Below are 26,018 nucleotides of genomic sequence, written 5' to 3'. Positions count from 1 at the left end.
CCCGCCGGGAGGGACCGGCCGCCGTCCCGTGCGCGGGCCCCCGCGGGTAACGCTTCGGTTGCCTTCGGGGGTCCTGTACGTGCCCGGGTATTGACGGTTCCGCGACGGGCGCCTTATTTTCCTCCCACGCAATAGGAAACTTTCCTAACAGTGCAAGGGCAGGTGCGATCGTCATGGCCGGTACGACCCAGAGGGTCCCGGGCGTTCCGGGAACTCCGGGAACCCCGGGCACGCCCCGCGTGCTGCGGGCCATGAACGACCGGGCCGCCCTGGACCTGCTCCTGGAGCACGGCCCGCTCTCGCGCACCCGGATCGGCAAGCTCACCGGCCTCTCCAAGCCGACCGCCTCCCAGCTGCTCGCCCGCCTCGAAGCGGCCGGACTCGTCGTCGCCACCGGCACCACCGAGGGCCGCCCCGGCCCGAACGCCCAGCTCTACGCGGTCAACGCGCGCGCCGCGTACGCCGCCGGACTCGACGTCACCACCCGCCGCATCCGCGCCGCCGTCGCCGACGTCACCGGCGAGATCGTCGGCGAGGCCGAGCTGCCGACCCCCGGACGCTCCGCCGCCGGGGTCGTCCGCCAGGTCACCGAAGCGCTCGACGGGGCCGTGGGGGCGGCCGGGATCGCCCGCGAGGAGGTGCGGCGCCTGGTCATCGGCACGCCCGGCGCCTTCGACCCGGCCACCGGCCGCCTGCGGTACGCCTCCCACCTGCCCGGCTGGCACTCCCCCACCCTCCTGGAGGAACTGGCCGCCGCCCTGCCCATGCCGTTCGAGTACGAGAACGACGTCAATCTGGTCGCCCTCGCCGAACAGCGCCTGGGCGCCGCCCGGGGCCACTCCGACTTCGTCCTGCTCTGGAACGAGGAGGGCATCGGCGCCGCCCTCGTCCTGGGCGGGCGGCTCCACCGGGGCTTCACCGGCGGCGCCGGCGAGGTCGGTTTCCTGCCCGTGCCCGGGACCCCGCTCGTACGGCAGGTCACCAAGGCCAACTCGGGCGGCTACCAGGAACTGGCGGGTGCGCAGGCCGTGCCCCGGATCGCCCGCTCGCTCGGCGTCGAGACGCCCGAGCAGCCGTACGCGCCGGTGGCGGCCGCACTGCTCGCGCACGCGGGCGCGGCGGCGGACGGGGACCCCCGGTACGCGGCCCTCCTGGACCGCTACGCCGAGCGCGTCGCCATCGGGCTCTCCTCCGTCGTCGCCGTCCTCGACCCCGAACTGATCGTGCTGTCCGGCGACGTCCTGGTCGCCGGCGGCGAGCCGCTGCGCGCCCGCGTGCAGTCCGAACTCGCCGACCTCGCCGCCTCCCGGCCGCGCCTCGTCCTCGCCTCCGTACCCCGCCGTCCCGTCCTGCGCGGCGCCCTCGAAAGCGCCCTCGCCGCCACCCGTGACGAGGTCTTCGACACCTCTCGCTGACCCCCGCCCGTCCGGGCCCGCGAACCGGCACCGCCCCCGTCCCCGTCCCGCACGTCCTCCGTCCCGCACGTCCTCCGTCCCGCACCCCCTCCGCCCAGGGAGACCGTCATGCCCGTCCGTCCGCGCAGAGCCGCCGCCGTGCTCGCCGCCACCGCCTCGATCGCCCTCTCCGCCTCCGCCTGTACCGGCTCCGCGGACAACGCGGCCGCCGACGACCCCCGGGCCGCGACGACGATCACCTTCTGGCACGGCTGGTCGGACCCCGCCGAGGTCAAGGCGATCGAGAACAACGTCGCCCGCTTCGAGAAGGCCCACCCGAACATCAAGGTGAAGGTCGTCGGCGACATCAGCGACGACAAGCTCGGCCAGGCCCTGCGAGCGGGCGGGTCGAACGGACCGGACGTCATCTCCTCGTCCACCACGTCCAACGTCGGCAAGTTCTGCGCCTCGGGCGCGCTCGCGGACCTCAAGCCCTTCATCGAGAAGTCCGGGCTGGACCTGGAGAAGACCTTCCCCAAGGTCCTCCGGGACTACACCCAGTTCGAGGGCAAGCGGTGCAGCCTGCCGCTGCTCTCCGACGCGTACGGGCTCTACTACAACAAGGACGCGTTCCGGAAGGCCGGTCTCGACCCCGAGGCCCCGCCGAAGACCTGGAGCGAGTTCACCGAGGTCGCCAAGAAGCTCACCAAGCCCAAGGGCGACTCCTACGAGCGGCTCGGCTTCATGCCGAACTACCTGGGCTACGAGACCTCCTTCTCGCACTACATGTCGCAGTGGAAGCACGCGTACTTCGACAAGGACGGCGCGTCGAACGTCGCCCGGGACCCGGGGTTCGCGAAGGCGATGACGTACCAGAAGTCCCTGGTGGACGCCCTGGGCGGGTTCCAGAAGCTCGACAGGTACCGCACCACCTTCGGCGACGAGTGGGGCGCCAAGCACCCCTTCCACACCGGGCAGGTCGCCATGCAGCTGGACGGTGAGTGGCGGCTGAAGTTCACCCAGCAGCACAAGGTCGGCTTCGACATCGGCGTCGCGCCGCTGCCGGTCGCGGACGACGAGGCGGCCGAGTACGGCAAGGGCTACCTCTCCGGCACGATCATGGGCATGGCGCCGCAGAGCAAGAAGCAGAACGCGGCCTGGGAGCTGATCAAGTACATGACCACGGACACCGACGCCGTGGTGGCCTTCGCCAACGAGATCGGCAACGTGCCCTCCACCCTGGAGGCGCTGAAGTCCCCGAAGCTGACGCTCGACCCGCGCTTCAAGACCTTCCTGGACATCGCGCGGCACCCCGCCTCCAGCACCTCGGACGGCGCGGTCAACGGCTCCGCCTACGAGGAGACCCTCCAGAAGTTCGCCCAGCAGTACGAGAAGGGCCAGGTCACCGACCTGAAGAAGGGGCTCGCCGACACGGCCGCCCAGATCGACCGCGACATCGCCGCGGCGAAGTGACGGCCGGACACCGCCCATGAGCACGGACACCCTGCCCGCGAAGGGGGCGGCCGTCCCGGCCGCCCCCTCCCCCGGGGGACGGAACACGGCACGGGCCAGGCGCCGCCGCGACGCGCTGCGCGCCCTGGCGTTCATGTCGCCCTGGCTGATCGGATTCGGCGTCTTCTTCGTCTATCCGCTCGTCTCCACCGTGTACTTCTCCTTCATGAAGTACGACGGCCTCAACCCGCCGGAGTGGCGGGGCACGGACAACTGGTCGTACGTCTTCACCGACTTCCCGTCGTTCTGGCCGGCCCTGCGGAACACGCTCTGGCTCTGTGTCGTCATGGTCGGCTGCCGGGTGGTCTTCGGCCTCGGCGTCGGCATGCTGATCACGAAGATCAAGAGGGGCGCCGGGATCTTCCGGACCCTCTTCTACCTGCCGTACCTGGCCCCGCCGGTGGCGGCCACGCTCGCCTTCGTCTTCCTGCTCAACCCCGGCACCGGCCCGGTCAACTCGCTCCTGGAGGCGGTCGGCCTGCCCGCCCCCTCCTGGTTCAACGACGCGTCCTGGTCCAAGCCGGCCCTGACGCTCCTGGCCGTGTGGGGCGTCGGGGACCTCATGGTCATCTTCATGGCCGCGCTGCTCGACGTGCCGAAGGAGCAGTACGAGGCCGCCGAGCTGGACGGCGCCTCGGCGTGGCAGCGGTTCCGCTACGTCACGCTGCCGAACATCTCGCCGATCGTCCTCTTCGCGGTCGTCACCGGGGTCATCGGCGCGATGCAGTACTACACCCAGCCGATCGTGGCCTCCAAGATCGCCTCGGGGGTGATGGGCGGCTCCGGCGTCACCTTCGTCCCCGGCTACCCGGACGACTCCACGCTCACCCTGCCGCAGCTCGTCTACAGCCTCGGCTTCAGCCAGTTCAACTACGGCGCGTCCTGCGTGGTGGCACTGGTGCTCTTCGTCCTCTCCACGGCCTTCACCGCGCTCCTGATGCGCCGGCGCGGCGGCCTGATCGGCTCGGGTGACCGGACATGACCCCCACCACCACGGCCCCGGACCCCACCGGGAGGCGGGCCCGCCGCAAGGCGCTGCTGCACTGGACGGCCGTGCACGCGCTCGGCATCGCCGCCGCCCTGTTCTTCGTGCTCCCGTTCGTCTTCGTCTTCCTGACCTCCCTCATGAGCGACGACCAGGCGCTCACCCGGGACCTCACGCCGAACACCTGGCACTGGGACAACTACGTCAGGGTCTTCCGGACCGAGGGCTTCCTCGTCTGGTGGCGGAACTCCCTCCTGTACGCCGGCCTCGGCACCGTCCTCGTCGTGGTCTCCTCGGTCCCCGTGGCGTACGCGCTCGCCAAGTTCCGCTTCCGCGGCCGGCACCTGTCGCTGCTCCTCGTGATCTCGATGATGATGCTGCCGCCGCAGGTCGTGATCATCCCGATGTACCTGTTCTGGGCGAAGCAGATGGACCTCTCCGGCACCCTGTGGCCGCTGATCGTCCCGATGGCGTTCGGGGACGCCTTCGCCGTCTTCCTGCTGCGCCAGTTCCTGCTCACGATCCCCGACGAGTACGTGGAGGCCGCGCGGATCGACGGGTGCGGCGAACTGCGCATCCTGCTCCGGATCGTGGTCCCGATGGCCAAGCCCGGCATCGCCGCCGTGGCCCTGTTCCAGTTCTTCTACTGCTGGAACGACTACTTCGGGCCGCAGATCTACGCCTCCGAGAACCCCGGCGCCTGGACGCTGAGCTACGGCCTGGAGTCCTTCAAGGGCGCGCACCACACCGACTGGAATCTGACCATGGCCGCGACCGTCCTGGTCATGGCCCCCGTGATCCTCGTCTTCTTCTTCGCCCAGAAGGCGTTCGTCGAGGGAGTCACACTGACCGGAGTGAAGGGCTGAACCACACATGAAGCTCGCTGTCGTGGGGGGCGGTTCCACCTACACCCCCGAACTGATCGACGGGTTCGCGCGGTTGCGCGACACCCTGCCCGTCACCGAACTCGTCCTCGTCGACCCGGCCGCCGACCGGCTGGAGCTGGTCGGCGGACTCGCCCGGCGGATCTTCGCCCGGCAGGGGCACGAAGGACGGATCGTCACCACCTCCGACCTCGACGCCGGGGTCGAGGGCGCCGACGCCGTCCTGCTCCAGCTGCGGGTCGGCGGTCAGGCCGCCCGCCAACAGGACGAGACCTGGCCGCTGGAGTGCGGCTGCGTCGGCCAGGAGACCACCGGCGCCGGCGGCCTCGCCAAGGCGCTGCGCACCGTCCCGGTGGTCCTGGACATCGCGGAGCGGGTCCGGCGCGCCAACCCGGACGCCTGGATCATCGACTTCACCAACCCCGTCGGCATCGTGACGCGGGCGCTGCTCCAGGCCGGGCACAAGGCCGTCGGCCTGTGCAACGTGGCCATCGGCTTCCAGCGGAAGTTCGCCGCGTTCCTCGACGTGGCCCCGTCGGACGTGCACCTGGACCACGTCGGGCTCAACCACCTGACCTGGGAACGGGCGGTGCGGATCGGGGGCCCCGAGGGTGAGAACGCGCTGCCCCGGCTGCTCGCCGAGCACGGCGACGCGATCGCGGACGACCTGCGGCTGCCGCGCCCGGTCCTGGACCGGCTCGGCGTCGTCCCCTCCTATTACCTGCGCTACTTCTACGCGCACGACGAGGTGGTGCGGGAGCTGGGCACCAAGCCGTCGCGGGCCGCCGAGGTCGCCGCGATGGAGAAGGAACTCCTGGAGATGTACGGGGACCCGGCGCTCGACGAGAAGCCGGCCCTGCTCGCCGGGCGCGGCGGCGCCTTCTACTCGGAGGCGGCCGTGGACCTGGCGGCCGCCCTGCTGGGCGGCGGCGGTTCGCCGTACCAGGTGGTGAACACGTACAACAACGGCACGCTGCCGTTCCTGCCGGACGACGCCGTCATCGAGACGCAGGCGGCGGTCGGGACCCACGGTGCCGCGCCGCTGCCGGTCGCGCCGGTGGACCCGCTGTACGCCGGTCTGATCGCGAACGTCACGGCCTACGAGGACCTGGCCCTGGAGGCGGCGCTGCGCGGCGGCCGGGACCGGGTGTTCAAGGCGCTGCTCGCCCACCCGCTGGTGGGCCAGTACGCGTACGCCGACGGCCTCACGGACCGGCTGATCGCCCACAACCGGGAGCACCTCCCGTGGGCGTGAACGGAGTGCTCCTCGCGATCGACGCGGGGAACAGCAAGACCGACGTGGCGGTCGTCTCCCGGGGCGGCGCCGTCCTCGGGGCGGCGCGCGGCGGCGGCTTCCAGCCCCCGGTGGTGGGGGTGGGGACGGCCGTGGACGCGCTCGCGGAGATCGTCGCGCGGGCGTGCGCCGAGGCCGGTGTCCCGCCGGAGTTCGCGCACGTCGCGGCCTGCCTGGCCAACGCCGACCTGCCCGTCGAGGAGACCGAGCTCCGGGACGAGGTGCTGTCCCGGGGCTGGAGCGGGTCCGTCCGCGTGCACAACGACACCTTCGCCATACTGCGGGCCGGGATCGACGAGCCCCGGGGCGTGGCCGTGGTGTGCGGCGCCGGGATCAACTGCGTCGGGATGACGCCGGACGGGCGGACCGCGCGCTTCCCCGCGATCGGGAAGCTCTCCGGGGACTGGGGCGGCGGCGGCGGCATGGCCGACGAGGCGCTGTGGTTCGCGGCGCGCGGCGAGGACGGGCGCGGCGAACCGACCGAGCTGTCGCGCGCGCTGCCCGCCCACTTCGGTCTGGACACGATGTACGCGCTGATCGAGGCGCTGCACCTGGGCCGGGTGCCGGCCGAGCGGCGGCACGAGCTGACACCCGTGCTGTTCCGGGTGAGCGCGGCGGGCGACCCGGTCGCGCTGGCGCTCGTGCACCGGCTGGCCGAGGAGGTCGTGGTCATGTCGACGGTGGCGCTCCGGCGGCTCGGGCTGCTCGACGAGCCGGCCCCGGTGCTCCTCGGCGGCAGCGTGCTGGCCGCGCGCCACCCGCAGCTGGAGGAGCGCGTCCGCGCGCTCTTCGCGGAGCGGGCGCCGAAGGCGGCGGTCGGTTTCGTGACGGCGCCGCCGGTCCTGGGGGCGGGGCTCCTCGCCCTGGACGAGTGGGCGGAGGGGCCGGAGGCGGCCGCCCGGCTGCGGGAGCACTACGGGGCGTGAGGACGGTGGGCCGCCGGGGGCGGGAACGGGAGGGGTGACCTCCCGGGGGGGTGCGGGGCGTTTCCGCCCGTCGGGCGGGGCGCCCCGCCGTCGTGGGGCGGGGGTCCGGGTGCGGGATTCCCTCCGAGAGGCACCCACGTTCACCTGTTCGAGCGATGTCCGGTGCGGAACCGATCCCGGCCAGGAGGCGTATTCATGACGAGGGGTTCTCCCGCAGACGCGGAAGAGGCGTGAGGCACGGCGGGGGCGGGCAGGAACAAGATCGCGCCAATCCCGGTGTGCGGAAGGCTCCCTGCGGCCATACTGCTGACCGGGCGGTTCTGTGCCGGAGCCGGTTCCCGCCGGTTCTCCGGGCGGACCGGCCGATGTCGACGACCGAGGGGGAGGTCACATGGCGCACCAGCCGAACGCGTCCGCCGCGCCGGCGGCGCGGAGCACGGCACCGGCGCCCGCGCGCCCGGCCGGCGTGCCCGCGCAGCCCTCACCCGTCCTTCCCGGGGCCCCGCCCGCCGGACGCGGGGCCTGGGCCGTGGGGCGGGAGCGGCTGCGGGCGGCCGCGACGACCGAACCCGGCCGGCTCCAGATCCTCGGGGCCGTACTGGCGCTGCTCGTCGTCGCGTTCGGGACCGTCACCGCCCTGGAGGTCCACGACCGGTTCTCCGTCACCACCGACGTGGCCGGCCGCAGCCGGCTGCTGAGCAACGACGCCGCCTCCGTCTACCGCGCCCTGGCCGAAGCCGACACCACCGCCGCCAGTGGCTTCCTCGCCGGCTCCCTGGAGCCCACCGCGTCGCGGAAGCAGTACGACGCGGACATCGCCACCGCCTCCCAGCTCCTCGTCAAGGCCGCCTCGAACACGGGCGGTTCGCAGGAGTCGATCCGCGAGATCACCCTCCTCAACGAGCAACTCCCCCGCTACACGGGGCTCGTCGAGCGTGCCCGGGCGGCCAACCGGCAGGGCCTGCCGCTGGGCGGCGCCTATCTGCGGTACGCCAACCACCGGATGACCACCGTCCTGCTCCCCGCCGCCAAGCGGCTGTACGAGGCCGAGACGGAGCGCCTCCACCGGGACGACAGGTCGGCCCGCGCCTGGCCGTACCTGTCGCTCGCGCTCGGCCTCCTCGCCCTCGCCGCCCTCGGCGGGGTCCAGCGCCGCGAGTACCTCCGCACCCACCGGGTCTTCAACCACGGGCTGCTCGCCGCCACCGCCGCCACCGCGGGCGTCCTGCTCTGGCTCGGTACCGCGCACGCCGTCGCCCGGGCCGGACTGGACGACGCGCGGACGCACGGGCAGGAGTCCCTCCAGGCCCTGACCACCGCCCGGATCAGCTCCCTCACCGCCCGCGCCAACGAGAACCTGGCCCTGGTCGCCCGGGGCGCCGTCCTCACCGAGGACGGCAAGAACGACAAGTACGAGGTGGACCACACGGCGAGCATGAACGCCCTGAAGGCGGCGCTCGCCCAGGCGGGAAGGCTCGCCGACGACGAGGCCGGGCGGGCCCCGGTCGACGACTCCGTCCGCCGCGTGGCGGAGTGGGAGGAGCGCCACAGGGACGCGCGCGCGAAGGACCGCGAAGGCTCCTACCAGGACGCCCTCGACCGGACCGTCGGACCGGGGGAGTCCACCAGTCGGTCCTTCAGCCGGATCGACGGGGCCCTGGACCGGGCCCTCAACCACGAACGGGCCGAGTTCACCCGCTCCGCCGAGGACGCCCGGGACGCGCTGGAGCCGCTGCCGCTGGGAGCGGCGGCCCTCGGGGTCCTGGGGGCGGCGGGCGCCGTGCTCGGCGTCAACCGCAGACTGTCGGAGTACCGGTGAGAGGGGGAGAGGTGCCCGAGGAGACGGAGCCGCCGGCGCGGCGGACGGAACGGCGGCCGCGTGGCTGGGGCGGGGTGGCGGCCATGGCCCTGGCCTGCGCACTCAGCGCCGGGTCGCTCGCCCTGCTCCCGGCGGCGCACGACGGGAACGGTGCCGCGGCCCCGCCCGGGACGGACGGGCCCGGAACGGTCGCCGGTGCCGGCGTCCGGGTCAGGGCGGACACCTGCCGGGACCCGGAGAAGTCCCTCGCCCCCTCCACCGAGGCCGGCCCGGCGGTCCGGGCGATCAAGGACCGCGGGAAGCTGGTCGTCGGCGTCGACCAGTCCAGCTACCGCTGGGGCTACCGGAACCCGGAGACGGGCGCCCTGGAGGGGTTCGACATCGCGCTGGCCGAGGCCATCGCCCAGGACATCTTCGGCGAGAAGGGGCACCTCGTCCTCCGCGCGGTTCCCACCAACCAGCGGACCGCCGCCCTGAAGAGCACAGCGGTCGACCTCGTCGTGCGCACCATGACGATCACCTGCGAGCGTCTCGGGGAGGTCGCCTTCTCCACCCCCTACTTCCGGGTCAAGCAGCAGGTCCTGGCACCCCGGTCCGACCGGAGCATCACCGGCTACGACTCCTCGCTGCGCGGCAGGCGGGTCTGCACCGCGGAGGAATCCATCGCCCACGAGACCCTGGAGAAGGAGTCCTACGGCGCGCTCTACAAGGACAAGGGCGACGGCACGAAGGACGACGAGGACCTGCTGACCGTCCCCAACCAGTTGGACTGCCTGGTCCGGCTCCAGATGGGCGAGGTGGACGCCATCGTCACCGACGACGCCCTCGCGGCCGGCCTGGTCGCCCAGGACCCGACGCTCGCGTTCAAGGGCGGACCGTTCCCCGAGGACCAGGAGGGGTACTACGGGGTGGCGGTCAAGCTGGGCAACGACGACCTGGTGCGCCGGGTCAACCACGTCCTGGAGGGCTACCGGCGGGGCCCCTGGCAGCAGGCGTACGAGAAGTGGCTGAAGGAGGACCTGCCCGGCATAACGGGACCACCCGAAATCCCGTACAAGTAGCGCCGATGGACGAGCGGCCCCGGGCACCGGGCCGCGGACAGCCCCGACGAACAACCCCTGTGTACAGGGCGGAAGAGGTGACCGATGGGCGTCACGGGACCCCCTGGGCCGGTGATGGACCGGGACGAGGTGGACCGTGTGCTGGCGCGCCTCGGTGCCGAGCACAAGGCGGTCGAGGACTCGCTCCTCGCACTCCAGGACCACGCGGGCCGCAGGCTCCTCGAAGGGGCCGAACTGACCGGCGTCACCCGGGAGCGCTGGGCGGCGGCGGAGCGGACCATCACCCTGCTCTGGACCTGCTTCGACGTGTACACCGCCGCGCTGCGGGACGCCCGCGAGGTGCGCGCGCGGCGCCGCTGGCCCGGCCGGGAGGAGCTGGCGGAGCTGACCGAACGGCTGCGCGGCGAGAGCGTCCTCGTCCCGGGCGGGGCGGGGGAACAGGCGCTGCTCACCGAGCGGTTCACGCTCGAGGGGCTGGTCCGGCGGATGAACGAGCTGTACGCCTCCTCGCTCGACCTGGTCGTCACCGCCGACGCCGTCTGGTCGGCGCTGCCCGCCCGGATAGACCTGCTCGCCGCCGAACTGGGCCGGACCCGCTCCCTGGCGCACTCGGTGGGCGTACGGCCCGGTGAGCACCCGGCCGGGGACGAGCTGGAGGAGATCACGGCCGAGCTGACCGGGCTGCGCTCCCAAGTGGTGACCGACCCGCTGGCCTTCTGGCGCCCGGCGGCGGGGAGTTCGGCCCCGGGCGGAGGCCGACCCGACACCACGCGGTACGACCGCGCCGCCCTGGCCCTGGAGGACGTCCGGCGCGAGATCGAGGCGGTCCTCGCGGTCCGTCAGGACTCCGAGGAACGGCTCCTCCGGCTGCGCGACGTGCTCTCGCGGGCGGACCGGACGCTCGCCGAGGCGCGGGCCGCGCGCGGCGAGGTCCTGGCGAAGATCGCCGCCTCCGAGGTGCCGGCCGTCAGCGGGCCGCCGACCGCGCTCCAGGAGCGGCTCGCCGCCGCCGCCGAGCACCGCAGACACGCCCGGTGGCACCGGCTCTCCCCGCTCCTGGACTCCCTGGAACGGGAGGCGGAGGAGGAACTGGAACGGGCCCGTGCGTCGTTGACGGCGGTCACCGCGCCGCTCGCGGTCCGGGCGGAGCTGCGCGGCCGGCTCGACGCGTACCGGGCGAAGGTGGCGCGGCTCGGCGCGGCGGAGGACCCGCTGCTCGTCGAGCGGTACGACACGGCCCGGCGGATGCTGTGGAGCGCGCCCTGCGACCTGCGGGTCGCGGAGCAGGCCGTCCTGCGCTACCAGCGGGCGGTGGCCGAGGTGCTGTCCGGGCCCGGGGACGCGAAGGACACGGGGAGCACGGAAGACGTGGACGGCGCGGGAGGACGGCGATGGTGAACGGGGAGAAGGGCGGGGGGAGCTGCCAGCGCCCCTCGTGCGACGGAGCGTACGAGGACATGGGCGGCGGCGAGCTGTACTGCGACACCTGCGGGCTCGCGCCGGTCGTCGCGCCCGGCGGTGAGATCGGCTCGATGCCGACCGGTGTGGCCGTGCCCGGCCGGTCCTCCCGCACGGGCACGGGGACCGGCGGACCGGACTCCGCCTCGTCCCGGACCGGTTCGCGGGCCTCCTCGCGCGCCTCGTCCGGCTCCTCGACCTCGCGCCGGTCGGTCTCCGGCCGTCTCTCGCGCTCCCTGTCCGGGTCCTCCGCGGGCCGCTCGGTGTCGGTGCGCAGTTCGGGCGCGTCGGCCGGGCGGTCCGCCCGGAACCGGCTGGGCGCGGGTCTGGTCACGATGCCCGGGGTGCCGCGCCCCGACCCCCGGACCGCCGTGATGGAGAACCCCGAGGTCCCCGAGCGGAAGCGTTTCTGCTCCCGTTCCGACTGCGGGGCCCCGGTGGGCCGCGCGCGCGGCGACCGGCCGGGCCGCACGGAGGGCTTCTGCACCGGCTGCGGGCACCCGTACTCCTTCGTGCCGAAGCTGAGGGCCGGGGACGTCGTCCGCGGCCAGTACGAGGTCGCGGGCTGTCTGGCGCACGGCGGCCTGGGCTGGGTCTACCTCGCCGTGGACCGGGCGGTCTCGGACCGCTGGGTCGTCCTCAAGGGCCTGCTCGACACCGGTGACCAGGACGCCATGGCGGCGGCGATCTCCGAGCGCCGCTTCCTCGCCGAGATCGAACACGCCAACATCGTCCGCATCTACAACTTCGTCGAGCACCTGGACCAGCGGACCGGCTCCCTGGACGGCTACATCGTCATGGAGTACGTCGGCGGCAAGTCGCTCAAGGAGATCGCCAACGAACGGCGGGCCCCCGACGGCCGGCGCGACCCGCTGCCGGTGGAGCAGGCGTGCGCGTACGGGATCGAGGCCCTGGAGGCGCTGGGGCACCTGCACAGCCGGAACCTGCTGTACTGCGACTTCAAGGTGGACAACGCCATCCAGACCGAGGACCAGCTCAAGCTCATCGACATGGGCGCGGTCCGGCGGATGGACGACGACGAGTCGGCGATCTACGGCACGGTCGGCTACCAGGCGCCCGAGGTGGCCGAGACCGGCCCGTCGGTGGCGAGCGACCTGTACACGGTGGCGCGCACGCTCGCCGTGATGGCCTTCGACTTCCAGGGCTACACGAACGTCTTCGCGGACTCGCTGCCCGACCCGGAGGACGTTCCGGTCTTCCGGACGTACGAGTCGTTCCACCGCTTCCTGGTCCGCTCCACCGACCCGGACCCGGCGCGCCGGTTCTCCTCCGCGCAGGAGATGGCCGAGCAGCTGACCGGCGTCCTGCGCGAGGTGGTGGCGGTCCAGACGGGGCGGCCGCGCCCGGCGCTCTCGACGCTGTTCGGCACGGAGACGCGGGTCACGGACACCACCCTGTTCGCCGAGCAGACGCAGGACGTGTCCCTGCTGGGCGCCCGGCGGAGGCGGGGGGCCGCGCGGGAGGCGGGCACCGGTGCCGCGCCGCCGGAGACCGGGCTCGAGGGGCTGCTCGCGCCGGTCGACGCGCCCGCCACCGCGCTCGCGCTGCCCGTGCCGCGCGTCGACCCGGACGACCCCAACGCCGGCTTCCTCGCCGGTCTGGCCGCCGCCGCGCCGGGCGAACTGCTCGGCGCGCTCCGGGCCGCGCCCGCGCCCTCCGCCGAGCTGCGGCTCCGTACCCTGCGGGCCCAGCTGGAGCTGCGCGACCTGCCGTCCGCCGCGCGGACCCTGGCCGGTCTGGAGGAGCGGGACCCGGACGACTGGCGGGTCGTCTGGTACCGGGGCGTCACCTCCCTGGTGGCCGGGGACCACGAGCACGCGGCCCTGGCCTTCGACGCGGTGTACGACGCCTTCCCCGGCGAGCCCGCGCCGAAGCTGGCCCTGGGGATCTGCGCCGAGGTGCTCGGCCGGCCGGACGACGCCGCCGAGTACTACCGCCTGGTGTGGTCGACCGACCCCGGTTTCGTCAGCGCGGCCTTCGGGCTCGCCCGGGTGCGGCTCGCGGCGGGCGACCGCGCCGGGGCCGTACGGACCCTGGAGTCCGTCCCGGAGGTGTCGATCCACTACACGGCGGCCCGGGTCGCGGCCGTGCGGGCGCGGCTGCGGCGGCGCCCGCCGTCCGAGCCGCTCGGCCCCGACCTGACGGCGGCCGCGGCGCAGGTCTCGGCGCTCCGGGGCTTCGGTCTGGACGCGGTGCGCCGGGAGCGGTTGACGGCGGAGGTCCTCGGGACGGCCCTCGACTGGGTACTCTCCGGGAGTCCCGGTGCGGCACCGGGCGGCGGAACGCTGCTGCTCGGGAGCGAGCTGGACGAGCGCGGACTGCGCTTCGCCCTCGAACGCTCGTACCGGGTGCTGGCCAGGCTCGCCCAGCGGGGCGAGGAGAGGATCGAACTGGTGGAGCGGGCCAACCGTTTCCGCCCCCGGACGTGGGTGTGAGGATGTCCCAGAAGCCGAAGCCGTCGCACGGACTCGCCGTCTGTCCGGGCTGCGCGGAACCGCTGGACGCGGGTGACCGTTTCTGCGGGGCGTGCGGTCACGACCTGTCGGCCGCACCGGCCGCCGGAGCCGGGCCCGACCGCCCGACCGCGGCGATCGGGACCCCCGTGACCTGGCCGGACGCGCCGTCGCGCGATCCCGGTTCGCTGTCGACCGCCACCCAGCACCCCGGGGACCTGCCGGGCACCGACTCCGGCGGTCGCGACCTGCCCGCGGCGGAGGGCCGCGCGGACGGACCCGGGCCCGGCGCCCGGCCGGCTCCCGGCGCGCCCGCCCCCGTCCCCGCTTCCGCTTCCGCTTCCGCCCCCGCTTCCGGCGGGGACTTCGAGCTGGCGGCCCCCGACCCCCGCGCCGCCGTGCGGGCGGACCCGGCCCCGGCCGCTCCCGCCGTGCACCCCGCGTTCTGCGTGGCCTGCCGGGCCGGGCGGGTGGACGCCGACGGGTACTGCGAGAACTGCGGGCACGCGCAGCCCCGCGAACGCGACCACGTGGAACGGGAGCTGGAAAGGGTGGCCGCCGTCAGCGACCGGGGGCTGCGCCACCACCGCAACGAGGACGCGTTCACGGTCTCCGCGACCACCCTGCCCGACGGCTCTCCCGCCACCCTGGCCATCGTCTGCGACGGCGTCTCCTCGGCGACCCGGCCCGACGACGCCTCCGCCGCCGCCGCCGAGGCGGCCGGGGCCTCGCTGCTCGCCGCGCTCCCCCGGGGCACGGACCCGCGCCAGGCGATGCACGAGGCCATCGTCGCCGCCGCCGAGGCCGTCAACTCCCTCGCGGAGGAGCCCGGGAGCGACGACGGGCAGACCCGGCGCAACGCCCCGGCGTGCACCATCGTCGGCTCCGTCGTCGCGGACGGCCTGCTCGTCGTGGGCTGGGTCGGCGACAGCCGCGCCTACTGGGTGCCGGACGACCGCAGCGTCCCGTCCGTCCGGCTCACCGAGGACGACTCGTGGGCCGCGCAGATGGTCGCGACGGGCCTGATGAGCGAGGCCGAGGCGTACGCGGACGAACGCGCCCACGCGATCACCGGCTGGCTCGGCGCCGACGCGTACGAACTCGACCCGCACACCTCCGCGTTCAAGCCGGACCGTTCCGGCGTGGTGGTGGTCTGCACGGACGGCCTGTGGAACTACGCGGAGGGCGCCGACGACATGGCCCGGGTCGTCCCGGCCGACGCGGCGGACCGCCCGCTGCACGGCGCCCGGGTCCTGGTCGGCCACGCCCTGGACGGCGGGGGCCACGACAACATCACGGTCGCGCTCGTCCCGTTCCCCTTCCCCGCCCGGGAAACGGGCCCGGCCTGAACGGCCCGGTCCCGCCCCTCTCCCGTCCCGCCGTCCCTGCCCGAGGAGCCGAACAGATGGCGAACTTCTCCAAGCCGACCGCGCCCCGGTTCTCGGTGGACGTCTACCAGAACGAGTTCCTGCCGGAGGGCGGCAGGGACGTCAGCGCGATCGTCACCGTCACCTCGACCGGCGGCGGCACCGGCGGCCCGGCGGGGACCGGGGACTCCGGCGGCGCCGGCGTCGTGATCATGGTCGACTGCTCGGGCTCGATGGAGTACCCCTCCACCAAGATGCGCGGGGCGCGGGAGGCGACCGCCGCCGCCGTCGACACCCTGCGCGACGGCACCTCCTTCGCCGTCGTCGCCGGTACGCACGTGGCGAAGGAGGTCTACCCGGGGAACGGGCGGCTCGCCGTCGCCGACGCCCGCACCCGGGACGAGGCCAAGGGGGCGCTGCGCCGGCTCTCCGCGGGCGGCGGCACCGCGATCGGCACCTGGCTGCGGCTCGCGGACCGGTTGCTCTCCTCCACCGAACTCACCATCCGGCACGGCATCCTGCTCACCGACGGGCGCAACGAGCACGAGTCGCCGGAGGCGCTGCGGGCCGCGCTCGACGCCTGCGCCGGCCGGTTCACCTGCGACGCGCGGGGCGTCGGCACCGACTGGGAGGTCAAGGAGGTCACCGGGATCGCCTCGGCGCTCCTCGGCACCGCCGACATCGTCGCCGACCCGGCCGGTCTCGCCGCCGACTTCACGGCGATGATGGAACAGGCGATGGGCAAGGGCGTGGCGGACGTGGCGCTGCGGCTGTGGACGCCGGTCGGGGTGGAGATCGCGTTCGTGAAGCAGGTGGCGCCGACGGTCGAGGACCTCACCGGCCGGCGCACCGAGGCCGGGCCGCGCGCCGGGGACTACCCGACGGGCTCGTGGGGCGACGAGTCCCGCGACTACCACGTGAGCGTGCGGGTCCCGCGGGCCTCGGTCGGCCAGGAGATGCTCGCCGCCCGGGTCTCCCTGATCGTTCCGGGCCCGGTGGGCGGCGAGCCGCGCCCGCCGGCCCAGGGGCTGGTGCGGGCGGTGTGGACGGACGACCTGGCGATGTCCACGTCGATCAACCCGCAGGTCGCGCACTACACCGGCCAGGCCGAACTGGCGGACGCCATCAGGGAGGGCCTGGACGCCCGCAAATCGGGCGATCACGACGGCGCGACGGCCAAACTGGGACGCGCCGTGCAGCTCGCGGCGGCCTCCGGCAACGCGGATACGGCGAAACTGCTTTCGAAGGTGGTCGACGTGGTCGACGCGGCGGCGGGTACTGTGCGGTTGAAGGCGAAGGTCGCCGACGCGGACGAGATGACACTCGAGACCCGTTCCACGAAGACCGTTCGCGTCACGAGGTAGCCCGGCCACCGGGCCGGACGACGAGAGGGGGAAGCACCGACATGCCGACCTGCCCGAACGGACACCAGTCGGTCTCCGACGACTGGTGCGAGGTCTGTGGCCATCGCATGGCCGGGGCGGGCGCGCCGACGGGTGCCGTACCGCCGCCTCCCCCGCCGCCCCCCGCGTACGGACACCCCGGCTCCCCCCGGCCCCCGGCCGGCCCTCCGCCGGGCGCTCCCGGCGGCTTCGGCCCCGGGGGCGACCCGAACGCGACGGCCCAGGCACAGCTCTGCCCGCAGTGCCGTACGCCGCGCGAGCACATGGCGCCGTTCTGCGAGGAGTGCCGCTGGAACTTCCTCACGAACACGGCGACCTCGTACACGCCGGTGGCGCCGCCCGACTCCCCGCCGCGCCGGCCCGGACCGCCGCCCGGCCCGAACCTGCCGCCGGGCTTCCAGACCCCGCCGCCGGGACCGCCGCCGCAGCAGCAGCCGGACCCGTTCGGTTACCAGGGCTCGCGGCCCTCGCAGGTGAACCGGCCGGCCGAGCCGCTGGGCGCCGAGCCCACCCACCACCGGACTCCGCAGCAGCAGCCGCCCGCGTACCGGGCGTCCGCCCAGGCCCCGGCCCCGCCCGCGCCGCCGCAGCCGCGCGCGGACGACGACTGGCTCCTGCCGCCCCCGTCGGCGCACCAGGACCCCCAGCGCCAGGGCCCGCCGCCGCACCAGGAGCCCCCGCACCGGGGTCCCCAGCACCAGGGGCCGCCGCCCGGGGTCCCGCAGCAGCCGCCCGCCCCGCAGCACCAGGCCCCGCCGCACCACCAGGACCCGCAGCAGCACCACCAGCAGCAGCAGGGTCCGCCGCAGCCTCCCCGGCACCAGGGTCCCCCGCAGCACCAGCAGCACCACCAGGACCCGCCGCAGCAGCACCGGCCGCCCCGGAACTGGACCGCGGTCATCGGTCCGGACCGCGAGTACTTCATGGCGATGATGCAGCGCAGCGGCCCGGAGGCCACGGGCCTGAACCTGCCCGCGTACTCGCCGGACAGGCACCTGCCGCTCCAGGGCAACCAGGTCTCCGTGGGCCGCCGCCGGCACTCCACCGGCGAGTCCCCCGACATCGACCTGTCGGTGCCGCCGGAGGACCCGGGCGTCTCGCACCAGCACGCGGTGCTGGTGCAGCAGCCGGACGGTTCGTGGGCGGTGGTGGACCAGAACTCCACCAACGGCACCACGATCAACGGCGGCGAGGAGCCGATCCAGCCCTACGTCCCCGTCCAGCTCCAGGACGGCGACCGGGTGCACGTCGGCGCCTGGACCACGATCACGATCCGCCTGGGCTGACCGCCGTCCGGGCCCGGGGGGGCCGGGGGTCCTAGACCTCCGGTCCTCGGCCGGGCATCTGAGACGATGGAACGGTGAACGAGATTCCCGGGGAAGCCGTACAGGAGCAGACCTTCTACGAGCAGGTCGGCGGCGAGGAGACCTTCCGCCGTCTCGTCCACCGCTTCTACGAGGGCGTCGCGGCGGACCCGTTGCTGCGCCCGATGTACCCGGAGGAGGACCTCGGTCCGGCCGAGGAGCGCTTCGCCCTCTTCCTGATCCAGTACTGGGGCGGCCCCCGCACCTACAGCGAGCACCGGGGCCACCCCCGCCTCCGCATGCGCCACGCCCCGTTCGCCGTGGACCGGGCCGCGCACGACGCCTGGCTCCGCCACATGCGGACCGCCCTGGACGACCTCGGCCTCGCGCCCGCGCACGAGGCGGAGCTCTGGCGCTACTTCACGTACGCCGCCGCCTCGATGGTGAACACGGCGGGCTGAGCCCCCCTCGGGCCGCGAGCCCCTCTCGGGCCGCGCGGTCGGCACGGCACGGCCGGGGGCGGCGCCGCGTGTACGAAAGGGCACCACCGGGGGCAACACCGAGGGCCGGACGGGCGCATTCCGGAGTCGGGGCGCCGGATAACGGTCACAATCCCATCAAGGTGGGTCCGCAAGCGGTTTCCACCGGACCGTCCCCTCTGAAAGCATCCGGGAAGTCTTTCGGGAGCGTTCGGAAAGCGTTCGACACGCGCACCGTGACCGTGATGGCCAGGGGGATGGGTGACGGGGTTCGTTTTTCTGCGTGTCAGGGCGCACCGGCTGCTGCTCGGTGCGGCGCTGCTCTCCGTGCTCCTGACCACCTCGGTGCTCGCCACCCTCGCCGCCTTCTCCGGCGCGATCGGTGACGCCTCGCTCCAGGCCGGCCTGCGGGGCCGGTCGGCGGCGGCCGCCTCGCTGCTCGTCGGCGGGCAGGTGCCCCCCGACCGGCGGGCGGACGCCGACGCCGCCGTCCTCGACGGGGCGCGGAAGACCTTCGACGGGCTGCCGGTGACCGTACAGCGGCTCGAACGCTCGGGGCCGTACGCCCTGCCCCGGGACCTCCAGCCGCCCGACGCCCGCAAGGGCGACCCGGACCTGGCCCACTTCGCCGCGCTCGACCGCTCGCGGCTCGCGCTCGTGCGGGGTGCCTGGCCCTCGGCCGCCCGGACCGGCGGCGCGATCGAGACGGCGCTGCCCGAGGAGGCGGCCCGGCGGCTGCGGGTCGCTCCCGGCACCGTCCTCGACCTCGCCGACCGGCTCACCGACCGGCGGGTGCGGGCCCGCGTCACCGGCGTCTACCGGCCCCTCGCCACCACCGACCCGTACTGGCAGCTGGACCCGGCGGGCGGGCGCGGCGTGCGGACCGTGGCGTTCACGACGTACGGCCCGCTGCTCACCGACCCGGCCGTCCTCGCCTCCGGGGCGCTGAGCCCCGGTGAGACCACCTGGCTCGGCTCCGCCGACTTCACCGGTCTCACCACCGACCGGATGGACTCCCTGCGCGCCGCCGCGACCGACGTCCCGAAGGCGCTGGCCGAGAACCGGGCCGCGTTCGGCACGACGGTCTCGGTGTCCACCGCGCTCCCCGGCGTCCTCGACCAGACCGCGCGGGCCCTGCTCGTCTCCCGCTCCACCCTGCTGATCGTCGCCGTGCAGCTGGTGCTGCTCGCCGCGTACGCGCTGCTGCTCGTCGCCCGGCTGCTCAGCACCGAGCGCTCCGGGGAGACGGCCCTGCTGCGGGCCCGCGGCGGTTCGCGGCGCCGGATCGCCGGGCTGGCCGCCACCGAGGCGCTGCTGCTCGCCCTGCCCGCCGCGCTCGCCGCCCCGCTCCTCTCCGGACCGCTGACCCGGCTCTTCGCCGAACGGTCCGCGCTCTCCTCGCTCGGCGTGCGCGTCGACACCTCGCCCTCGCTCCAGGTGTGGCTGGTCGCCGCCCTGGTGGCGCTGTGCTGCGCGGCGGCCGTGGTGGCGCCCGCGCTCGCCGCCGGCGACGGTGCCGCCGTCTCCCTGCGCAAGGCCCGTTCGTCCTCGCTGCCCGGTCCCGTACGGGCCGGCACGGACCTCGGCCTCCTCGCCGTCGCCGCCGTCGCGTACTGGCAGCTCCAGCGGCCCGGTGCCGCCGGCGGCACCCTCGGCGCGGACGAGACCGGCGGGGGCTCCGTCGATCCGGTGCTCGTCGCCGCCCCCGCCCTCGCCCTGCTCGCCGGCACCGTCCTGACGCTGCGCCTGCTGCCGCCCGCCGCCAAGCTGGCCGAGCGGCGCGCGGCCGGCGGGCGCGGGCTCTCCGCCGCCCTCGCCGGCTGGCAGTTCAGCCGCCGGCCGCTGCGCGGCGCGGGCCCCGTCCTCCTCCTGGTCCTCGCCGTGGCGATGGGCATGCTCGCCATCGGGCAGAGCGGCTCGTGGGAGCGTTCGCAGCGCGACCAGGCCGACTTCCGGACCGGCACGGACGTCCGGGTCCTGAGCGCCGGCCCCGGCGAACCCACGCGGACCGAGCAGCTGGGCGCCGTACCGGGCGTCGAGGCCGTGGCCCCCGTGCACCGCGCCACCACGGACGTGGCCGGCAGGAACGCCACCGTCCTCGCCGTGGACACCCGGAAGGCCGCGGGCGGCCTGCTGCTCCGCCCCGACCTCGCCGGCACCGACGCCCCGGCCCTGCTCGCGCCCCTGGCCCCGCGGGCCGGCACCCGCCCCGGGCTCCCGCTGCCCGCCGGGACCCGCGCGCTCACCGTGGACCTGCGGGCCACCGCGCCGAACGGCAGCGGGGACTCCCGGGTGACGGCCGTCCTGGAGGACCCGAGCGGCGTCCCCTACCGGCGGACCCTGGGCACGCTGCCCTCCGACGACCGCGTCCACCGGCTGGCCCTCGACCTCGGCGCCCTCACCGCCGAGCCCGGCTCCGGCGGCCGCGGCTCCGGCGGCCTGCTCACCCTCACCGGCCTGGAGTTCGACGGCGGGATCGCCGACGGCGCGCACCACACCCGGACCGTCCACGTCGAGCGCCTCGCCACCACCGGGGCGGACGGCGGCACGCGCGCGCACGCCCCCGCCGGGGTCCTGGCCGCCTGGTCCTTCGGCGTCGAGCAGACCGAGAACGGCGAGGGACGCGAGGAGAGCGTCGCGGGCGGCAGCCCCGGCACGGCCGGACCCGGCGGCGGCCCCGCCCCGTACTCCGTCTCGTTCGCGGTCACCGGTGCGCGCGCCGGGGACTTCCGCGTGCCCCCGGAGACGTACGTCCTGCGCATGGAGGCGCCCGCCCCGAAGCCGCCCGAGCGGCTGCCCGCCGTGGCCACCGAGGCGTTCATGACGGCGACGGGGTCCAAGCCCGGCGAACTCGTCGAGGTCACCGTCGACGGCCTGCGGCTCCGCGTCACCGTCGGCCGGGTGGTCGGGGAACTGCCGACCACCGGGCCGGGCGCCCGGACGGTCTCCGCCACCACGCCCGTCGCCACCCCCGAGGACGGCGGAGCGATCCTCCTCGACCTGGCCTCGGTCAACCAGTACCTGGCCGGTACCGGGGACGGGGTCTCGACCCTGCCGGCCACCGAGTGGTGGCTGACCACCGCTCCCGGAAAGACGGACGAGGTCGCCGCGGCCCTGCGGGCCCGCCCCGACGCGGACCCGTCCCAGGTGCTCGTACGGGACGAGATCGCCGCCGAACTCCTGGGCGACCCGCTCGGCGCGGGCCCCCACGCGGCCCTGATGGCCGTGGCCGCGGCCGCCGCCGCGCTCGCCGCCGTCGGCTTCGCGGTCGGTTCGGCCGGCGCGATGCGGGAACGGTCGGCCGAGTTCGGGGTGCTGCGGGCGCTCGGCACGCCGCAGCGGCGGCTCGCCCGGCTGATCGCCGCCGAGCAGGGGTTGCTCGTCGTCATCGGCCTGCTCGTCGGCATCGGACTCGGGGCCGTCCTGGTCCGGGCCGTCGTCCCGCTCGTCGTCCTCACCGGCCAGGCCGCCCGGCCCGTCCCGCCGGTCCTGGTCGAGCTGCCCCTCGGCCGGGTCGCCCTGCTGGTCGCCGGGGTCGCCGTACTCCCGCTGGCCATCGTCGCCGCCATCGCCCTGCGCCGCACGGACCCGGTCGTGACCCTGCGTCACCAGGGGGTCCAGTGATGCCGGGGCCGGACAGGAACGGGAAGGGGTCCCCGGGCGCGGACGGTAGGCCGGGCGCGGACGGAAGGCCGGGCGCGGGCGGAACCCCTCCCCCGGCCCCGGAAGGCCCCCGCGGGAAGCGCGCCCCCGCCCCGCACGGGGACGGCACCGACAAGTCCGACGCACGCAGGAAGGCCCCCGACATGCTCCGGCACCGGCCCCGGTCCTCCGGGTCCTCCCGGCCCGACGGACCCGGCAGACCCGTCCCCACCGTGGCGCCCTGGGTGCGGACCCGGCTGCGGACCGCGCCCTGGGCCGCCGCGTCGCTCGCGCTCCTCGTCCTGGTCACCGCCTACCTCGCGGCGGCGCTGCCGCGCGCCGTCGACCGGTACGAGACGGAGGGCCTCCGGCACGACATCGCGTACGCCGCGCCCCGCAACAGCGTTCTCGAAGTGACCTCGCCGGTCCCCCTCATCGGCCCGTCCCGGTACGAGGAGGTCCTGTCCCCGGCCGTCCTGCGGAAACAGCGCGACGCGCTGCGGACCCTGCTGCCCGCCCCGATCCGGACCGACCCCGGTCAGAGCGTCCACGGCATCCGTACGCTCGACCGGCTCACGGCGCTCGATCCGTGGCTGCCCAGCCCCGACGGCATCCCCCCGGAGTTCGTGCTCTCCGGCCCGTCCGACCTGACCCGCCACGCGACGCTCCGGCAGGGCCGGCTCGCCGGGGGCACCCCCTCCCGCCCGGAGGCGGTGGTCACCCCGGGGACCGCCGAGTCCCTGCGCCTGAAGCCCGGTTCGGTCGTCCACGTGCCGAGCCGGACCGGCGGCGAGCAGATCGCCGTCACGGTCACCGGCATCGTGGAACCGCGCGGCCCCGAGACCGCGTACTGGGCGGTGGAGCCGCTGCTGCGGACCCCGGCGCTGGCCACCATCTTCATCAACGGCGAGGTGAAGCGCTACTGGCAGGCGGCGCTGGTCCTCTCCCCCGTCTCCGCGCCCGTGGTGTCCGCCACCACCGGCGAACAGGAGACCTTCTTCCGGTTCATGCCGACGGCCGGCCACCTCACCGGCCGGGACACCGACCGGCTCGCCGCCGCGCTCGACTCCGCCGCCGCCGGCCCCGACCTGGTCAGGATGCGCGAGGTCATGGGGGGCAACGGCGCCCTCGCCACCGGTCTCGACGAGATCCTCGGCTCGTACCGCTCGATGCGCGACGCGATCGACTCGGTCGTGGCCGTCGCCGTCTTCGGCATCGGCGCGGTCGCCGCCGTCGTCCTCGCCATGACCGGCGGCCTCTTCGCCGCCCGCCGCGACGGCGAGCTGTCGCTGCTCCGCTCCCGGGGCGCCTCCCTCACCGGCATCGGCCTGCGGCTGCTCGGCGAGACCTCGGCGGTGGTCCTGCCGGCCGCCGCCCTCGCCCTCGTCCTCGCGGTCGTGACCGTCCGGCCGCCCACCGGCGGGACGGGCGGGGTACCCCTCGGGCCCTCGCTGCTCGCCGCCTCGGTCGTCGCCCTGGTCGCGATGCTGGTCCTGCCGCTGCGGGCGGTCGTGCTGCACCGGCGCCCGCGCCCGCACGGCGGCCGTGACGACCTGCTGACCGCGCGCCCCTCCCGGCGCCGCACGGTCCTCGAACTCACCCTGCTCGTCCTGGCCGTGGGCGCGGTCGTCTCGCTGCGGCTGCGCGGCACGGGCGACGCGGACGACCACCTGGTGAGCGCGGCTCCCGTCCTGGTCGGCCTGATCGCCGCCACGGTGCTCGTACGGGTCTATCCGCTGCCGCTGCGGTGGCTGGGCCGCCCGGCCCGGCGGCTGCGCGGGGCGGTCGGCCCGCTGGCCCTGGCCCGCGCGGGACGCTCGCCCTCGGCGGGGACGCTCCCGCTGCTCGCCCTCGTCCTCGCGCTGACCACGGCGGCCTTCGGCGGCTCCGTCCTCGCCGGTGTCGCCGACGCCCGCGACCGGGCGGCGCTCCTGGCGACCGGCGCGGACGCCCGGATCGGCGGCTCCGTCGAGTGGACCCCGCTGCCGGCGGACCTCACCGAGGCCGTGCGCGGCACGGCGGGGGTGCGGGACCTGGCGCCCGTGCAGATCGAGTACGGGGTGGACCTGCCGTCCCACGAGGGCACCTCCGCCCCGCCGATGAGCACGGTCCTCGTGGGCGTCGACCCCGCCTCGTACACCCGGCTCGCGGAGCGGACCGGTTTCGGCCCGTTCCCGGCGGGGCTGCTCGCCTCGACGGGGAAGGGCGGCGAGGGCACCACGGGCGACACCGACCGGGTGCTGCCCGCGATCGCCTCGCCGTCGGTCGCCGAACGGCTCGGCCGCGAACCGCTGGGGATCGTGGCGGCGGCCGGCACGTTCAGGGTGAAGGTGGTCGGCGTCCGGCCGTCCACCCCGGCCCTGCCCGGCGAGGACTTCCTCCTCGTCAACGGCGCCGACCTCACCCGCCGGGCGGCCACCGCGCTGCTCGTCACGGGGCCGGTGGACGGGACCGCGCTGCGGAACACCGTGAAGGCGACGTCGGACGCCCTCGCGGTGGCGACGCGGAGCGAGAAGCGGAACACCTACGTGGACTCGCCGCTCCAGTCGGGCGCCGAGCGGATCTACCTGGGCGCGATCGGCGTGGGCGCCGGCTACGCCGTGGTGGCCGTGCTGCTCTCCCTCCTGCAGAACGCCCCGGAGCGGAACACCCTGCTCGCGCGGTTGCGGACGATGGGCCTGACCCGCGGGCAGGGGCGGCGGCTGCTCGGTCTGGAGGCGCTGCCGCAGGCGTTCCTCGCGGCGATCGGCGGCGCGCTGGTGGGCTGGGCGACGGTGCCGCTGCTCGCGCCGGGCATCGACCTGTTCCAGCTGGCGCTCGCGACCGCCCCGGGCCTCGCCCCGCTCGACGGCGCCCCGCTGCGGGCGGACACGTGGTCGCTGCTCGTGCCCGCCCTCGCCGTCGTCGTCCTGACGGGGCTCGCGGCGGCCGGGCAGGCGTGGTGGGCGGGGCGCAGGGGCTCGATCAAGGAACTCAGGGCAGGAGACGCACGATGACGGAGACCGGGACCCGGGACGGGGCGGCGGGGACCGCCCCGGACGCCACGCTGGAGGAGCTGGAGCGGCGGGCGACGGCACGGCGCGACCGGCCCTCGTACGGTCATGACGCGCTCATCGCCTGCGACCGGCTGGTCCGCATCTTCACCACGGACGGGGTGGAGGTGCAGGCGCTCCAGGGGCTCGACCTCCTCGTGAAGGAGGGCGAGCTGATGGCCCTGGTCGGCGCGTCGGGTTCCGGCAAGTCGACGCTGATGAACATCCTGGCGGGCCTGGACGTGCCGACCGCCGGCGCGGCCCGGGTCGCGGGGTGCGACCTGCTCGCGATGGACGGCCGGGCGCGGCTGCGCTACCGCCGCGAGGTCGTCGGCTTCGTCTGGCAGCAGACCGCCCGCAACCTCCTGCCGTACCTGACGGCGGCCCAGAACGTGGCGCTGCCGATGCAGTTGCGGGGCCGGTCGAAGGGGCGGCAGAAGGCGGAGCGGGCCGAGGAACTGCTCGCCATGCTGGGCATCGCGGAGGCCCGCGACCGGCGGCCGCACCAGCTCTCCGGCGGGCAGCAGCAGCGGGTGGCCATCGCGGTCGCCCTGGCCAACAACCCGGCCGTGCTCCTGGCCGACGAGCCGACGGGCGAGCTGGACTCGGCCACCGGCGAGCAGGTCTTCGCGGCCTTCCGCCGCGCCAACGAGGAGCTGGGCACGACGATCGTGATCGTCACCCACGACCAGGCGGTCGCCTCCGAGGTGCGCCGTACGGTCGCCATCCGCGACGGCCGCACCTCCTCGGAGGTGCTGCGCCGCACGGAGGTGGACGACCAGGGCCAGGAGTCCCTGGTGGCGCGGGAGTACGCGATGCTCGACCGCGCGGGCCGCCTCCAGCTCCCGGCGGAGTACACCCACGCCCTCGGCATGGAGCACCGCGTGGCGCTCGAACTGGAGCAGGACCACATCGGGGTCTGGCCGGACGACGCGGAGCGCTGACCGGCCGGGGCGCGCGGGCTCCGGTGAAACCGGGGGGCGG

The 26,018-nt window shown here is 75.1% G+C and carries 17 protein-coding genes; all 17 read left to right on the top strand.

Annotated features, from left to right (window positions below; all coding sequences use genetic code 11):
- Window positions 1-173: 173 nt before the first annotated feature.
- Complete coding sequence (locus tag ACFYZY_RS13625; RefSeq protein ID WP_388693060.1) at window positions 174-1,415, top strand: ROK family protein; 1,242 nt, start codon at window positions 174-176, stop codon at window positions 1,413-1,415.
- A gap of 108 nt (window positions 1,416-1,523) precedes the next feature.
- On the top strand, window positions 1,524-2,867 hold the full coding sequence (locus tag ACFYZY_RS13620; RefSeq protein ID WP_388693058.1) for an ABC transporter substrate-binding protein: 1,344 nt from the start codon (window positions 1,524-1,526) through the stop codon (window positions 2,865-2,867).
- Window positions 2,868-3,000: 133 nt separating this feature from the next.
- Complete coding sequence (locus tag ACFYZY_RS13615) at window positions 3,001-3,888, top strand: carbohydrate ABC transporter permease (RefSeq protein ID WP_388693219.1); 888 nt, start codon at window positions 3,001-3,003, stop codon at window positions 3,886-3,888.
- Window positions 3,885-4,757, top strand: coding sequence for a carbohydrate ABC transporter permease (locus tag ACFYZY_RS13610; protein WP_388693057.1), 873 nt, complete (start codon window positions 3,885-3,887; stop codon window positions 4,755-4,757). The genes ACFYZY_RS13615 and ACFYZY_RS13610 overlap by 4 nt, the downstream gene beginning before the upstream one ends.
- A 7-nt stretch (window positions 4,758-4,764) precedes the next feature.
- Window positions 4,765-6,030 (top strand): 6-phospho-beta-glucosidase, encoded by a 1,266-nt coding sequence (locus tag ACFYZY_RS13605; protein ID WP_388693056.1) that lies wholly within the window; start codon window positions 4,765-4,767, stop codon window positions 6,028-6,030.
- Entirely contained in the window at window positions 6,021-6,995 is a 975-nt protein-coding gene (locus ACFYZY_RS13600; RefSeq protein ID WP_388693054.1) for an N-acetylglucosamine kinase, read from the top strand. Before ACFYZY_RS13605 ends, ACFYZY_RS13600 begins: the two co-directional genes overlap by 10 nt.
- A 391-nt stretch (window positions 6,996-7,386) precedes the next feature.
- Complete coding sequence (locus tag ACFYZY_RS13595) at window positions 7,387-8,814, top strand: hypothetical protein (RefSeq protein ID WP_388693052.1); 1,428 nt, start codon at window positions 7,387-7,389, stop codon at window positions 8,812-8,814.
- Window positions 8,815-8,825: 11 nt separating this feature from the next.
- The gene (locus ACFYZY_RS13590; protein ID WP_388693051.1) at window positions 8,826-9,875 is read left to right on the top strand and encodes a glutamate ABC transporter substrate-binding protein; all 1,050 of its coding nucleotides are present in this window, start codon (window positions 8,826-8,828) and stop codon (window positions 9,873-9,875) included.
- An 84-nt stretch (window positions 9,876-9,959) separates the two neighbouring features.
- Window positions 9,960-11,273, top strand: coding sequence for a hypothetical protein (locus ACFYZY_RS13585; RefSeq protein WP_388693049.1), 1,314 nt, complete (start codon window positions 9,960-9,962; stop codon window positions 11,271-11,273).
- Window positions 11,267-13,789: a tetratricopeptide repeat protein gene (locus ACFYZY_RS13580; RefSeq protein WP_388693048.1), complete on the top strand. Its 2,523-nt coding sequence runs from the start codon at window positions 11,267-11,269 to the stop codon at window positions 13,787-13,789. Before ACFYZY_RS13585 ends, ACFYZY_RS13580 begins: the two co-directional genes overlap by 7 nt.
- A 2-nt stretch (window positions 13,790-13,791) precedes the next feature.
- Window positions 13,792-15,156: a PP2C family serine/threonine-protein phosphatase gene (locus ACFYZY_RS13575; protein WP_388693046.1), complete on the top strand. Its 1,365-nt coding sequence runs from the start codon at window positions 13,792-13,794 to the stop codon at window positions 15,154-15,156.
- Between the two features lie 56 nt (window positions 15,157-15,212).
- The gene (locus tag ACFYZY_RS13570; RefSeq protein ID WP_388693044.1) at window positions 15,213-16,538 is read left to right on the top strand and encodes a VWA domain-containing protein; all 1,326 of its coding nucleotides are present in this window, start codon (window positions 15,213-15,215) and stop codon (window positions 16,536-16,538) included.
- Between the two features lie 41 nt (window positions 16,539-16,579).
- Window positions 16,580-17,863, top strand: coding sequence for an FHA domain-containing protein (locus ACFYZY_RS13565; RefSeq protein ID WP_388693042.1), 1,284 nt, complete (start codon window positions 16,580-16,582; stop codon window positions 17,861-17,863).
- A gap of 74 nt (window positions 17,864-17,937) precedes the next feature.
- Window positions 17,938-18,342, top strand: a complete 405-nt coding sequence (locus ACFYZY_RS13560) for a globin (protein WP_388693040.1) — start codon at window positions 17,938-17,940, stop codon at window positions 18,340-18,342.
- Window positions 18,343-18,621: 279 nt separating this feature from the next.
- Window positions 18,622-21,984 carry an FtsX-like permease family protein gene (locus ACFYZY_RS13555; RefSeq protein ID WP_388693038.1) on the top strand — a complete coding sequence of 1,121 codons (3,363 nt, stop codon included), beginning with the start codon at window positions 18,622-18,624 and terminating at the stop codon, window positions 21,982-21,984.
- A gap of 182 nt (window positions 21,985-22,166) precedes the next feature.
- A complete protein-coding gene (locus ACFYZY_RS13550) occupies window positions 22,167-24,998 on the top strand; it encodes an FtsX-like permease family protein (RefSeq protein WP_388693036.1) in 2,832 nt (943 codons plus the stop codon).
- Complete coding sequence (locus ACFYZY_RS13545) at window positions 24,995-25,978, top strand: ABC transporter ATP-binding protein (RefSeq protein ID WP_388693035.1); 984 nt, start codon at window positions 24,995-24,997, stop codon at window positions 25,976-25,978. Before ACFYZY_RS13550 ends, ACFYZY_RS13545 begins: the two co-directional genes overlap by 4 nt.
- The last annotated feature ends 40 nt before the right edge of the window (window positions 25,979-26,018 follow it).

Source organism: Streptomyces sp. NPDC001744, assembly GCF_042892575.1.
Taxonomy (GTDB): Bacteria; Actinomycetota; Actinomycetes; order Streptomycetales; family Streptomycetaceae; genus Streptomyces.
This window is presented reverse-complemented; position numbering and strand designations above follow the sequence as displayed.